The sequence below is a fragment of the Flavobacterium sp. genome, assembly GCF_036405015.1.
Lineage (GTDB): Bacteria > Bacteroidota > Bacteroidia > Flavobacteriales > Flavobacteriaceae > Flavobacterium.
The window spans coordinates 35860-50553 of sequence record NZ_DASWYK010000182.1; the positions used below are offsets into that span (position 1 = coordinate 35860).

At 34.5% G+C, this 14694-nt stretch carries 7 protein-coding genes; all 7 read left to right on the forward strand.

Translation table 11 applies throughout. From position 1 onward, the window contains the following. The first annotated feature begins 34 nt into the window (after positions 1-34). Positions 35-4069, forward strand: coding sequence for a hybrid sensor histidine kinase/response regulator transcription factor (locus tag VGE71_RS15460; RefSeq protein WP_331139148.1), 4035 nt, complete (start codon positions 35-37; stop codon positions 4067-4069). A gap of 475 nt (positions 4070-4544) precedes the next feature. Then, positions 4545-5432, forward strand: a complete 888-nt coding sequence (locus VGE71_RS15465) for an inositol oxygenase family protein (protein ID WP_331139149.1) — start codon at positions 4545-4547, stop codon at positions 5430-5432. Positions 5433-5613: 181 nt separating this feature from the next. Then, positions 5614-8751: a glycoside hydrolase family 2 TIM barrel-domain containing protein gene (locus tag VGE71_RS15470; protein WP_331139150.1), complete on the forward strand. Its 3138-nt coding sequence runs from the start codon at positions 5614-5616 to the stop codon at positions 8749-8751. A gap of 118 nt (positions 8752-8869) precedes the next feature. Continuing rightward, positions 8870-10012 (forward strand): DUF5009 domain-containing protein, encoded by a 1143-nt coding sequence (locus VGE71_RS15475; protein ID WP_331139151.1) that lies wholly within the window; start codon positions 8870-8872, stop codon positions 10010-10012. 53 nt (positions 10013-10065) lie between these two features. Continuing rightward, a complete protein-coding gene (locus tag VGE71_RS15480) occupies positions 10066-11703 on the forward strand; it encodes a sodium/sugar symporter (RefSeq protein WP_331139152.1) in 1638 nt (545 codons plus the stop codon). Positions 11704-11807: 104 nt separating this feature from the next. Then, on the forward strand, positions 11808-13337 hold the full coding sequence (locus VGE71_RS15485; RefSeq protein ID WP_331139153.1) for a glycoside hydrolase family 28 protein: 1530 nt from the start codon (positions 11808-11810) through the stop codon (positions 13335-13337). Positions 13338-13503: 166 nt separating this feature from the next. Next, positions 13504-14694 (forward strand): glycoside hydrolase family 28 protein (locus VGE71_RS15490; protein WP_331139154.1); only part of this gene is annotated, 1191 nt, incomplete at its 3' end.

The window sequence follows — 14694 nt, forward strand, 5'->3', positions numbered from 1 at the left end:
CAAAAAGATTAAATTGCATTTATAATTTATTTCCATGAGCCAAAAATCCTTTATAACATTCTTATTATTTGCCGTATTTTGTAATTCGTATTCACAGAATATAAAATTTACGCATTATAATGACAATAACGGATTGTCTCATAATTCGGTACGCCATATTGTACAGGACAAAAAAGGTTTCATGTGGTTTGGAACATTCTCTGGATTAAACCGTTTTGACGGTTATCAGTTCAAAAACTACATGAGTTCTACGCCTGGAAAAAATAAATTATACAATGACGATATCACGGCTTTAGAACTTGATGAAGATTCTAATCATTTGTGGATTGGTACCCGAAAAGGACTGACGCTTTTTAAAATGGATACCCACGTTTTTACTACTTTTTTTAATAAAAAAGACGATGTAAACAGTCTTCCAGATGATGAAGTACGATCGGTTTATGTAGATAAATTGAAAAGAGTTTGGGTGGGAACCAAAACAAAAGGAACGTATATGTTCTTTTTGAAAGAGAATAAATTCGAGAAAATTCCATTAAAAGGTTTTGATTACGTTAAAGAAATTTTCGAGGACAAAAAAGGAAATGTTTGGATAGGAAGTTACGAGAAGTCTTCTGTGGCCAAAATCACAATGGATGCCAAAGGAGCAATCGTAAAAATAAACTATTACGGGCTTTCTGTACCACATTCTAACATCAAAAATCCGTACATCAACTTTATTTACGAAGATGCCAAATCGGATATTTTTATCGGAACTCGTGAAGGTTTATATAAATTGGATAAAACGACGAATCAGTTTGTTAATTTGTATATTGATAACAAACAGGTGAGAGGTGCTTTAGGGCCTTATTTTCTATCTGTTGCACAAGCTCCTGACGGAAAATATTGGGTAGGAACTTTGGGCGGATTATTGGTTTGCGATCAATTAGAAGACATTCAGAAAGGAAATTACAAATGGTATTATTCGATTTTATCTGATGATACTTCGCTTGTCGATAATTTAATTGCGTCACTCTATTTTGATAAATCAGGCGTATTATGGATTGGAACCGAAGATGGTTTAGACAAATACGACCCTTATGAAAATCAGTTTACTTTAAACAAAGACATTTCGCGTTCTATTGGCAATCAGGCGCCTAGAATTAGAGGTTTTGCTAAGACTTATGATGAAAAAGTAATTGTTGCGACTTATCATAACGGGCTTTATATTTCGAATATAAAAGGTTCAACGCCGTTACACAACACGGGAAAAGATATCGCCAGCATTTATTCTGATGATGGTAAGATTTTTTATTGCGGTCTTTGGGATGGCAATATTTTGGTTTACAATTATTTAAGTAATTCTTCCAGAGAAATTCATGCTGGATTTGAGAAATCACCTGTTTTTGCTTTTAGAAAAATTTCAGATGACAAAATGATTGTGGGTTCTTTTGGTGAAGGAGCTGTAATTCTAAATACCAAAACGCTTCAGGTAGAAAATTCAAGTAAACTTTTACCTGATTTCCAGATTAATGCTATCGAAAGAGATGCCAAAAACAATGTTTGGTTTGCTACTGAAACTGGTGTTGTAAAATACAACATCAATTCAGGAAAAATTGAAACATATTCTTCACTTTTCATCAAAGAAAAAGGCGTGCCTCATGATGAAAACGTGAGTGATGTTTTAGTAGATGTGAAAGGAAAAATCTGGGCTTCGACTCGTTTTGGATTGTGTTTGTTCAATCCGAAAAAGAATGAATTTGAGCCTGTAAAAAATCTAAAAGAACTTTCAGGAAAATGGATTACTGATATTTTATCAGATGCAAACGGAAATCTTTGGCTGAATATCAACAACAACAATATTGCTTTTGTAAAATCAAATTTAAAAGATATTAGTATTTACCATGTAAACAGCGGTAACAGACTGGATGTTTTTAGCTCAAGCGGTTTCTTTTATTTTAATAATTCGAATATTTTCCTAGGAGGTAAAAACGGAATTATTTCTTTTTCACCACCAGCAATGAAAAGAAACAATTGGTCGCCATTGCCTGTGATTTCCGAATTTAAAATTCAGAACGAAGAGGTTTTTCCAGAAATGGAAATCAATGGAGAAATTCCGCTTTCCAAAGATTTGAATTATGGAAATGAAATAGAATTAAGTCATAAAAACCGAAACTTTTCACTTCAGTTTTCAGCGCCTTCATTTGCGAACGAAAAGCTGAATAAGTTTCAATACATGCTCGAAGGTTTTGATAAACATTGGATTACGGCGAACAGTACTTCGAGAATTGTGCAGTACACCAACCTTTATCCGGGAAATTATGTTTTTAAAATCAGGTCAAGCAACAGCGATGGCTATTGGAGTAAAACAGTTTCGTATAAGATAAAAATTCAGCCTCCTTTTTGGCTGACACCCACTTCGTTTTTAATGTTTTTTGCGATTTTGTTTGGGATTTTCTATTTCATCAGAAAAGAAATCAAAAACCGAATTCGTTTAAAACAAGAATTACTTACAGAGAAAGTAAATAGAGAACACGATGTAAAACTGAACAATGAAAAACTACGTTTCTTCACGAATATTTCGCACGAATTAAGAACGCCTTTAACACTGATTCTAGGACCTGCCAAACAGCTTTTAGAGGAAAACAGCAATGCAACAGATTACGAGAAAAGCCGATACAATTTAATTTACCAAAATGCCAGTAGATTATTAAATCTGGTAAATCAAGTATTGGATTTTAGAAAAGCACAGTCAGGTGAATTAAAACTAAAAGTAACCAAAACGGATATTTTGTCGTATTCCAAAAATATCTTTGATTCCTTTAAGGAAATGGCTTATGACAAAAAGATTAAGCTCAATTTTATTACCGAAGATGATGAAATAAACGGCTGGCTGGACAATGATAAGTACGATAAGATTTTGTACAATCTTTTATCGAATGCCTTAAAATTCACCAATAAAAACGGAAATGTTGATTTGGATATCAGACTGAAAGATACCGTTGAAGATATTTTGGTTATTGAAGTAACCGATGACGGAATTGGTATTCCGGTAAAAAGTTTGGAGAAAATCTTCAAACGTTTTTATCAGGCAACCAATAGTAAGGCCAATAATACGGGGTCGGGAATTGGTTTATCATTGGTAAAATCTTTGGTAGCAATTCATAAAGGAATTATTTCGGTTGAAAGCACACAAGGAAAAGGAAGTACGTTTAGAGTGGAACTTCCGATTGACCGTTCTGCTTACGAAATGAAAGAAGTATTTGAATATGCTTTGAAAAATGATAATCAAAGTATGTTGATTCCTGAAAAAACGGTAAAGAAAATCATTCAAAACACTGATTTAAAAGAGAAAATTTTGGTAATTGAAGACAATAGTGAACTTAGAAAATATCTGGTTGATTATCTATCTGATTATTACAAAGTGTATGATGCAGAAAATGGAGAAGAAGGTCTGAGAATCTGCCGACAAATTAAACCAATTGTCTGTGTTACCGATGTCATGATGCCTGTTATGGACGGACTAGAATTCTGCCGACAGCTTAAAAATGACGAATTTATCAGTCATATTCCGGTGGTAATGCTTACCGCACTTTCTGAGAATATGGACAAAGTAAAAGGGTACGACACAGGAGCAGATGGCTATTTGGTGAAACCTTTTGAGCCGTTATTGCTTAAAACGGTGATTGAGAACATGATCAAATCAAGATCAGAACTCAAACAAAAATTCTCTGGAGAAGTAGAAAGCAAAGTAAGCATGCTGACGCATTCGCCAATTGATGAGGAATTTATGGAAAAAGTAACCAATCTAATCAATGATAATTTAAGTGATGCTGATCTTTCAACTGATTTTCTTTGCGATAAATTGGGAGTGAGTTCTTCTAAATTATATAGAAAAATCAAAGAATTAACGGATTTGGCTCCTAACGAATTTATCAGAACCATTCGCTTGAAAAAATCAGCAGAACTGCTTAAAACCAAGAAATACAATGTTTCTGAGGTAACAGATTTAGTTGGTTTTAATGATCCGTTGTATTTCAGTCGTTGTTTTAAAAAGCAGTTTGGATTTCCTCCGAGTAAACTGATTAATTAGGTTTTTTTTGTCACAGATTACACAAATTTTCACTAATTTATACTAGATTGGATCTTTGTCAAAGTTTAAAACTTTGACAAAGATTTTTTCGTACTGTTTTGTCATTCCGACGAAGGAGGAATCTTCGAAAGTAACTCCGCAAAGATTTTAACTCCAATATTTAAAAACATAGCCCAAGGTTTCAACCTTGGGTACACAACGTATTTCCATTCTGCGCGTACCCAAGGTTGAAACCTTGGGCTATGTTGAATGCGACGCGATCTTTGTCAAAGTTTTATACTTTGACAAAGATTTTTACGTAAGATGCAATCTTATGATTTGTCCTCTGTATAAGTCACAAAAAATGGTTTTCAAGTAATAAATTATATAAAAATCCTACAACAATCAAAATAATCCATGTTTTTGATGTATTAATCCATTTTGAAAAAGAGATGTAATTCTATTTTTGTCTTGTAACTTTTAACTATTTACCATTATGAAAAAGCATATAGACACAGACAATCCGTTGAATAATTTAGATGAGTGGGAAGATGATTTGTTAATGCGCTATCCTGATCCTTCTGAAGAAAATGAAGAGGTAAAAGAAAAGCAGAAAGAAGAATTCAGAAATTATGTCGATTCGGAAAGAGTAGAAACAGTTAAAGAGTTTTACAGGATAAACCACACCTATCAGACTTATGACTTTGTATGCAGTAAAGAACAAGATTTTCTGCAATTTAATAGAAAAGAAATGTCAATCTGGGAAGCTGTTGAGTTTTTAAACACGCTTGTAGACGACAGTGACCCAGATATTGACTTAGACCAAACACAGCACCTTTTACAGACTTCAGAGGCGATTCGCGCAGATGGTCATCCAGATTGGTTTGTATTGACAGGTTTTATCCATGATTTAGGTAAAGTTTTATGTCTGTTTGGAGAACCGCAATGGGCAGTGGTTGGAGATACTTTTCCAGTTGGTTGTGCGTATTCAGATAAAATTGTATATTCAGAATTCTTTAAAGAAAATCCAGATTTTACAGACGAAAGATTCAATACTAAATTTGGAGTTTACACCGAAAACTGCGGACTGGATAATGTAAAAATGAGCTGGGGACACGACGAATATTTGTATCAGATTATGAAAGATTATCTTCCAGATCCAGCTTTGTATATGATTCGTTACCATTCATTTTATTCACAACATAAAGAAAATGCGTATTTACATTTAATGAATGAAAAAGATATCGAAATGTTTGACTGGGTTAGAAAATTCAATCCTTACGATTTGTATACAAAAGCTCCAGTGAAACCAGATGTACAAGCATTACTTCCTTATTACAAAGAATTAGTTGCTAAATATTTGCCTGAGAAGTTGAAGTTTTAAAAGTTTATATCAACACATAGAAATATAGATTTTTTTTTGAATGTAAGAGTACTAATTAAAAGAAACTAGTTTCCCACACATAGCTATGTTTTTTGTAATGAAATGAAATGTCTTTTTCTACAAAGAAAAACTATGTTTCTATGTGTTAAAAAATAATTGTCAGCTATCTAAAACCAAAATAATGCAGATAACCAAAACGAAAATATTTTTTATAAGCCTATTACAACTTTGCGTTGCAGTTGTTTCGGCTCAAGAAAAAGACCGTAATGATTGGGAAAATCCACTTGTATTTCAAATTAACAGAGAACCAGCTCGCGCTGCTTTTCTTCCTTATGCAGATGAAAATTCTGTTATAATTGATAAATATGAGAATTCACCGTGGTATTTTTCGTTAAACGGTAAATGGAAATTTTCTTGGTCGCCAACGCCAGACGAACGCCCAAAGGATTTTTATAAAACGGATTTCAGTACGTTGCATTGGAAAGAACTTCAAGTACCTTCAAACTGGGAACTGAATGGTTATGGCGTGCCAATTTATACCAATATCACGTATCCTTTCGAAAAAAATCCGCCTTTTATCAATCATTGGGATAATCCAGTTGGATCTTATAAAAGAGATTTTGTGTTGCCAGAAAACTGGAATGGCCGACATGTTTTTCTGCATTTTGAAGCGGGAACTTCAGCCATGTATATTTGGGTAAACGGTCAAAAAGTGGGTTATACCGAAAACACTAAAAGTCCAGCAGAATTTGATATTTCTAAATATTTAAAACCTGGGAAAAATGATTTGGCAATAGAAGTATACAGATGGAGTGATGGTTCTTATTTGGAAGATCAAGATATGTGGAGACTTTCTGGAATTGACAGAAATGTGTATTTGTACAGTACAGCTAATGTTCGCATTTCAGACTTTTTTGCCAAACCAGATTTAGATGCGAAATACAAAAACGGAAGTTTAAGTGTGGATGTGAGTTTAAAAAATCTGACTTCAACTTCGGTTAACAATCAAAAATTAGTTGCCAAACTGGTTGATGCTTCTGGGAAAAATGTATTTGTAAAAGAATTGAATGTCAATGTAGAGGCTTCAAAAACTCAGACTTTAAATTTTGCTCAAAATGTATCGAGTCCAAAATTATGGAGCAGTGAGGCGCCTAATTTATACACGTTGATTCTGACTTTAAAAAATGCAAAAGGAGATATTGTAGAAACCGTTGGAACACAGATTGGCTTTAGAAAAGTAGAATTAAAAGGAAGCCAATTATTGGTAAACGGAGTCCGATTAATGGTTCATGGCGTTAATATTCACGAACATAATCCAGAAACAGGACATTATCAGGACGAAGCGACGATGATGAAAGACATCAAAATGATGAAACAACTGAATATTAATTCAGTTCGTTGCAGTCATTATCCGAACAATATTTTATGGGTAAAACTTTGTAACAAATACGGTTTGTTTTTGGTGGATGAAGCCAATATCGAAAGCCACGGAATGGGAGTAGAAGGACAGCCGTTAATTTGGATGAATCCAAAAACGAATCCAGGTTTTCTTCCAGAATGGAGAGAAGCACATTTGGACAGAATTTACAGTTTGGTTGAAAGAGATAAAAATATGCCTTCTGTAATTATCTGGTCATTAGGAAATGAAAGTGCCAACGGACCAGTTTTTCACGAAGCATATAAATGGATTAAAAAAAGAGATAATACCCGTTTGGTGCAGTTTGAGCAGGCAAAAGAAAACGAAAATACGGATATCGTTTGCCCAATGTATCCAACGATTGAATACATGAAAGAATATGCGGCACGAAAAGAAGTGAGTCGTCCGTATATCATGTGTGAGTATTCGCATGCGATGGGAAATAGTAGCGGAAACTTTCAAGAATATTGGGATATCATTCGCGGAAGCAAAAATATGCAAGGTGGATTTATCTGGGATTGGGTTGACCAAGGTTATAAAAGAAAAGATGAAGCGGGTAGAGAATACTGGGCTTACGGAGGAGACATGGGAAGTCAGAATTATTTAAATGATGAAAACTTCTGTCACAACGGTTTAGTTTATGCCGACAGAACACCACATCCAGGTGCTTTTGAAGTGAAGAAAGTCTATCAGAATATCCTATTCAAAGCGGTTGACATTAAAAACGGAATTATTGAAATCAATAACGATTTTGGATTCACCAACTTGAACAAATACAACTTTAGATATGAAGTTTTAGAAAATGGAAAAGTAATTAAAGAAGGAACTTTGAATGTTGCTTTAGAGCCAAAATCTAAAAAACAGTTCAAAATTGATTTGCCAAAATTAGAATCAAAAGAAGGAGCAGAATATTTATTGAATGTTTTTGCGAATACCAAAACAGGTTCAGAATTATTGCCTCAGAACTTCGAAATTGCCAAAGAACAATTCGTAATTGAAGATGATAAATATTTCACAAAAACGGAGAAAACAAATACAGCAAAAGTTCAAGATGAAAAGGAGCAATTTGTTTTAGGTTCTGAGAATGTAACTGTTAACATAAGTAAAAAGACGGGATTGATTTCGTATTACAGTTTAAAAGGGGAAGAATATTTCAAACAATATCCAGAACCGAATTTCTGGAGAGCTCCAACCGATAATGATATTGGAAATAAAATGCAGATTAGAACCAATGTTTGGAGAACGGCTGGAAAAAATACTTCGTTGGAAAGTATTCAACAAACAGAAGAAAACGGCAAGAAATACATCGTTGCAAAATTAAAATTGAACGATGTTGCTTCCGATTATACGATCAAATATGCATTAGGAAATGACGGTGCTTTAGAAATTCAGGCTTCTTATAAAAAAGGAAATAATCCGTTACCAGAATTACCGCGTTTCGGAATGATTTTCACTTTAAAAAACACATTAGAAAATCTGGATTATTACGGAAGAGGGCCGTTGGAAAATTATCCAGACAGAAAAACATCGTCTCTAAAAGGAATTTATACTAGTAAAGTTGCAGACCAATATGTGCCTTATACACGCCCACAAGAAAATGGATACAAGACGGATATACGCTGGTTTAAATTGTCAAGCAATAAAGGAAATGGCTTGGAAATAAAAGGTCTGCAGCCTTTAGGTATGAGTACTTTAAATAATTATCCGAGTGATTTTGATGGAGGAATTTCTAAAAAGAATATTCATTCCAGCGACATTACTCCGAGAAATGAAGTTGTAGTTTGTGTCGACTTAACCCAACGCGGATTAGGAGGAGACAACAGCTGGGGATTACCGCCACACGAACAATATACCTTAACCCAAAGCGAGTACAGCTACGGATTTATTATTAAACCACTTTAACTTAAATAAAGTTTAGTTTTCAGTCTCGGTTTTCAGTCACACTTAGCACTGAAAACTGCGACTGTGACTGAATACTAAAAAACTAACTGAAAACCGAGACCGAAAACTGAAAACTAAAATGAGTAACACTACAAGCGGAAGATTAATTTCTTTAGATGCACTGCGCGGATTTGTGATGTTTTGGATCATGAGTGGCGAACATATTGTTCATGCTTTGGCCAAAGCTGCGCCAATTCCTGTTTTTGTCTGGATGTCATCGCAACTGCATCATGCGGAATGGAATGGTATTACATTCTATGATATGATTTTTCCAGTGTTTTTGTTTGTTGCTGGAGTTTCGATGCCTTTTTCATTTGAGAAGAAAATACAATTGGCAGGCGTAAAATCAGCAAAAGATTTACCATCAAACGAAAAACGAAAAATATATTTATCAATGCTGAGAAGAACCTGTATTTTATTGGTTCTTGGATTTGTGGTGAATGGATTATTACGATTTGATGGTTTTGATAACACGCGTTTGGCAAGTGTTTTAGGAAGAATCGGTTTGGCTTGGTTTTTTGCTGGAATTATCTATTTGAATTTTGATGTAAAAAAACAACTGATTTGGTTTATCGGCATTTTGATTGGGTACTACGTTGCAATGAAATGGATTCCGGTTCCAGATTTTGGAGCAGGAGTTTTAACCAAAGAAGGTTCATTGGAAGGATATATTGATCGTCTGCTATTACCAGGAAGATTACACAGTACGGTTTACGATCCTGAAGGAATCTTTTCAACTCTGCCAGCTATTTCAACAGCTTTATTAGGTGTTTTTGTCGGGACATTTTTAAAGGCAAAATGTCCTTTTTCAATCAATGTAAAATTGCTTTTAATGACTTTAACTGCTGTTGTTCTAATCATTACAGGTTTGATTTGGGATATCAGTTTTCCAATCAACAAACATTTATGGACGAGTTCGTTTGTATGTTTCGTTGGCGGATTCAGTATTTTGTTTTTTGTCTTTTTTTATGTGATAATCGATTTGTTTGGTTTTCATAAATGGGCTTTCCCATTGATATTAATCGGATCCAATTCAATTTTAATTTATATCGCTGCAGAAGGTCTAGTTGATTTTAAACACACAGCAGATTATGTTTTCGGTGGATTGATAAATTTTACACCGATCATTTGGCAGCCTTTTTTTGCTGCATTATCGGTCACAATGGTACAGCTTATTTTACTTTACTTTCTATATAAGAAGAAATGGTTTTTAAAAATTTAGAAACTTAAATTTTAAAATACATTTTACTTACTAACTACACTAACCACACTATTATGAATGTATTACAAACCGCAGATTACATTGTTTTCTTTATCTACTTTGTCATAGTAACCGCCTATGGAATGTATATTTACAGAAGCAAAAAAACTGCAGCAACGAGCTCTAATGAGTATTTCCTAGCAGAAGGTTCACTTACTTGGTGGGCAATTGGAGCTTCTTTAATCGCTTCCAATATTTCAGCAGAACATTTTATCGGAATGAGCGGTTCCGGTTTCGCTATCGGACTGGCGATTGCTTCTTACGAATGGATGTCGGCCGCCACATTAATCATCGTGGCCATGTTTATCTTGCCTGTTTATTTGAAGAATAAGATATTCACGATGCCTCAGTTTTTAGCAAAAAGATACAGCGGAACTGTGAGTACTATTATGGCAATTATCTGGCTGTTGATTTATGTATTTGTCAATCTTACTTCTATCATTTATTTGGGAGCTTTGGCCATTTCGTCGATTGCGCCAGTGAGTTTTCAGTTTTGTGTTATCGGCTTGAGTCTATTCTCTGTAATCGTAACTTTAGGTGGTATGAAAGTAATTGGTTATACCGATATGTTTCAAGTTATCGTTTTGATTCTTGGTGGATTAGTAACGACTTATTTGGCCTTAACATTACTTTCGGATCAGTTTGGTTTTGGGAAAGATATTCTAAAAGCACTTTCAATTATTGCTGATGAAGCACCAGGACATTTACATATGATTTTAGAAGAATCAAATCCGCATTATAATGAATTACCGGGAATGTCGGTTTTAGTTGGTGGTATGTTAATCAATAATTTAGCTTATTGGGGATGCAATCAATATATTGTTCAAAGAGCTTTAGGAGCCGATTTAAAAACAGCTCGTAAAGGAATTTTATTTGCTGCTTTTCTAAAATTGTTGGTTCCGATTATTGCTGTTTTACCTGGAATCGCCATGTTTGTCATGCACGAAAACGGAATGTTTCAGCAGGAAATGGTGGATGCAGCTGGAGTTTTAAAACCAGATCATGCATATCCGACTTTAATGAATTTATTGCCAGCTGGATTAAAAGGTGTGGCGTTAGCGGCTCTGACAGCTGCAATTGTAGCTTCTTTGGCAGGAAAAGCCAATAGTATTTCGACTATTTTTTCTTTAGATATTTATAAAAAATATTTCAATTCGCAGGCATCAGAAAAGAAACTGGTTCGTACTGGAAGATGGTGTGTGGTCGTTTGTATGATTATTGCCGCTTTTGTAGCTCCTGCATTAAAATCATTAGATCAAGCGTATCAGTTTATTCAGGAATATGTGGGATTCTTTTCACCGGGAGTTTTGGCGATTTTCTTGTTGGGAATGTTCTGGAAAAAAACAACTCCAGCAGCTGGATTGGCGGGTGCATTATTAACAGTGCCTCTTGCAGCAGTTCTAAAATTTCTTCCAATGTGGACAGAAGGCGCTTTCCCAGATTACCCTTTCTTAGACCGAATGACTATTGTTTTCTTTATTATTGTTTTAATAATGGTTGCAATCAGTTTAGCAAAACCGGTTTCTGAAGTAGAATCTAAAGTACACGAAATTGAAGTTGATAAATCAATGTTTAAAGTTTCTTCAGAGTTTATTGTCGGTTCGTTTATTATCAGTGGAATACTAGTGGCTTTGTACACTGTTTTCTGGTAAAATTTATGAATTGCCACAAAGGCGCAAAGGCGCAAAGTTTTATTAAAAGAAATACATAAAAAAACTTAGTGACTTTGTGTCTTTGTGGCAAAAAAATAAAAAATATGAATAAGAAATCTATAATTACCTTAATTATCTTTTGCCTTTCGCTGACCGTTTCGGCGCAAAAGGTTTTTGATATTAAAAAATACGGTGCAGTTGGAGATGGTAAAACTTTAAATACAAAAGCCATTCAAAAAGCAATTGATGCTGCGAATAAAAGCAAAGGCGGAAAAGTTGTTTTTTCTAAAGGAACCTTTTTATCTGGAAGTATCGTTTTAAAAAATGATGTAGAATTATTTTTTGAAGATGGAGCAACTTTGTTAGGAAGTACAAATCCAGATGATTATCCAAAGTATGAAGGAATTAGAGCTTTGATTATTGCAAATGAATCTAAAAATATTGCTGTAAACGGAAAAGGAATTATTGATGGGCAAGGAAGAGAATTGGCTTTAGCAATCGATAGTCTCCATCATACAGGAGTTCGAATTGATCCAAAATACAATTACAGAAGAATGCGTCCTGAAGACGGAAGAGGAAAACTGATTTCGTTTGTAAAATGTGATTCTGTAACCATGACTCATATTACGATAAAAAATAGTCCGGGCTGGACAATGTGTTTTAGAGCATGCAAAAATATTGTAGTTGATTTTATGAAAGTAGAAAGCAGAGCCTATTGGAACAATGACGGAATTGACCTTGACGGCTGTGAAAATGCCCGAATTACCAATTGCAACGTAAACGCTGCAGATGACGGAATCTGTTTAAAATCGGAAATGCCGGGATTGCACAATAACAATATTTACATTGGAAATTGTACGATAAGGTCAAGCGCCAATGCCGTAAAATTTGGAACAGGTTCTTATGGAAGTTTCAAAAATGTAACGATCGAAAATATCAAAGTTTTTGACACTTTCAGATCGGCGGTTGCGATTGAATCGGTTGATGGAGCAGAAATCGAAAATATCAAAGTTTCAGATATTACTGCTATAAATACTGGAAATGCGATTTTAATTCGTTTGGGACATAGAAATGGAGATAAACCGGGTTACATCAAAAATGTATCGGTAAAAAATGTAAAAGCGCAGATTCCGTTTGGTCGTCCTGATATTGATTATGATATGCGCGGACCAGAAGTAGATTATTTCCACAATCCGTTTCCATCTTCGATTGCTGGAATTCCGGGACATTCGATTGAAAATGTGACTTTAGAAAATATTGAAATCGTATATCCGGGAAGAGCTTCAAAAGGAATGGCGTATCATCCGTTAAGCCGATTAAAAGATGTAAAAGAAAACATCAACGGTTATCCTGAATTTACCATGTTTGGAGAATTGCCTTCTTGGGGGTTTTACGTTCGCCACGTCAATGGAATCGAAATGAAGAACATTAAATTGATTTTGGATAAAGAAGATTTCCGCCCAGCTTTTGTTTTCGATGATGTTAAAAATCTAACTATGAATAAGATTGATATTCCGTCAGATAAAAACAATCAGATTGTTTTTAAAGATGTTTTGTCAAGTAATTTGGATAACGAAGCTTTAAAAAGAAAAATAGAACCAGAACAAAATAAATTTGAATTACCTGCTCATTAAGAGTTGGCCACAAAGACGCTAAGACACAAAGTTTATTAAAAGAAAAATTAAAGAAAAAGCTTGAAAAATTGCTCGCAAAGATGCGGAGTCGCAAAGTTTTTAAAAGAAAATCTTAAGAAAAATACTTTGCGACTCTGCGACTTTGCGAGACTAAAAAATTACAATCATGATAAAGAAATCGATAATCGCGTTACTTGTTTTCTGTATTTCCCTAACTGTTTCGGCACAAAAGATTTACGACGTTAAAAAATACGGAGCCAAAGGAGACGGAAAAACCAATGATGCAGTAGCCATTCAGAAAGCAATTGATGCTTGTAGCAAAACGGGAGGAAGAGTTTTAATTCCGGCGCCATTTACGTTTCTATCTGGACCAATTGATGTAAAATCAAAAGTGGATTTACATATCGAAGCGGGTGCTAAATTATTGGCAAGTCCAGATGAAAAACTGTACACAAAAAGCGCTTTCAGAACGAATCCCGGCGAAGGAACGATTTGGATTGGTGGCGAAAATATAGAAGATTTTACCATTAGCGGAAGCGGCAAAATAGACGGGAACGGAATTTCTTTTATGGGAGCAGAAGAAGATGATGCGTATATTTTGAAGCCTTTTAATGTATTAGACCCAAGACCTCACGTTTTGACGATTATTGGAGGAAAAAATATCAGAATCAAAGATGTGCATATCGGGAATTCGGCGTATTGGACAGTTCATTTAATTGGTTGTAACGATGTTGTCATTAGTGGGATTACTTTATTAAATAGTCTAAAAGTTCGTAACAGCGATGGAATTGATTTGGATCATTCGAAAAATGTTAGAATCAGTGATTGTTATATCGAAAGTGGTGACGATTGTATTTGTTTAAAAAACCGTAGAGAATTTGAAGAATTTGGCGCGTGCGAAAATATTACGGTAACGAATTGTACTATGACAAGCAGCAGTTGTGCGATTAAAATTGGTTCAGAAAATATGGATGCAATTAGACAAGTCGTTTTCAACAATTGTATCATTAAAAACAGTAATCGTGCTTTGGGAATTCAGAACAGAGACGAAGGAACTGTAAGTGATGTTATTTTTTCAAATATTATTATCGAAAGCAAATTGAATACCGATACTTGGTGGGGAAAAGCAGAACCAATTTATGTAACGGCTTTCAGTAGAGCAAAAGGAAATCATAAAGATGCGAACTGGCGTTTTCCAAAAGGTGCAACAGAAGGAAAAGTAGGTGAAATCAAAAATATTTATTTTACTAATATTCAATGTACAGGAGAAAATGGAGTGTTTGTAAGCGGAGAATCAAAAGATAAAATTAAGAATATTGTTTTTGAAAATGTGAGTGTTTTTATGGATAAAACCACT

Bases quoted from the DNA above. Each gene is read 5' to 3' on its own strand.
- VGE71_RS15460 (WP_331139148.1), top strand. From the start codon at position 35: ATGAGCCAAAAATCCTTTATAACATTCTTATTATTTGCCGTATTTTGT.
- VGE71_RS15465 (WP_331139149.1), top strand. From the start codon at position 4,545: ATGAAAAAGCATATAGACACAGACAATCCGTTGAATAATTTAGATGAG.
- VGE71_RS15470 (WP_331139150.1), top strand. From the start codon at position 5,614: ATGCAGATAACCAAAACGAAAATATTTTTTATAAGCCTATTACAACTT.
- VGE71_RS15475 (WP_331139151.1), top strand. From the start codon at position 8,870: ATGAGTAACACTACAAGCGGAAGATTAATTTCTTTAGATGCACTGCGC.
- VGE71_RS15480 (WP_331139152.1), top strand. From the start codon at position 10,066: ATGAATGTATTACAAACCGCAGATTACATTGTTTTCTTTATCTACTTT.
- VGE71_RS15485 (WP_331139153.1), top strand. From the start codon at position 11,808: ATGAATAAGAAATCTATAATTACCTTAATTATCTTTTGCCTTTCGCTG.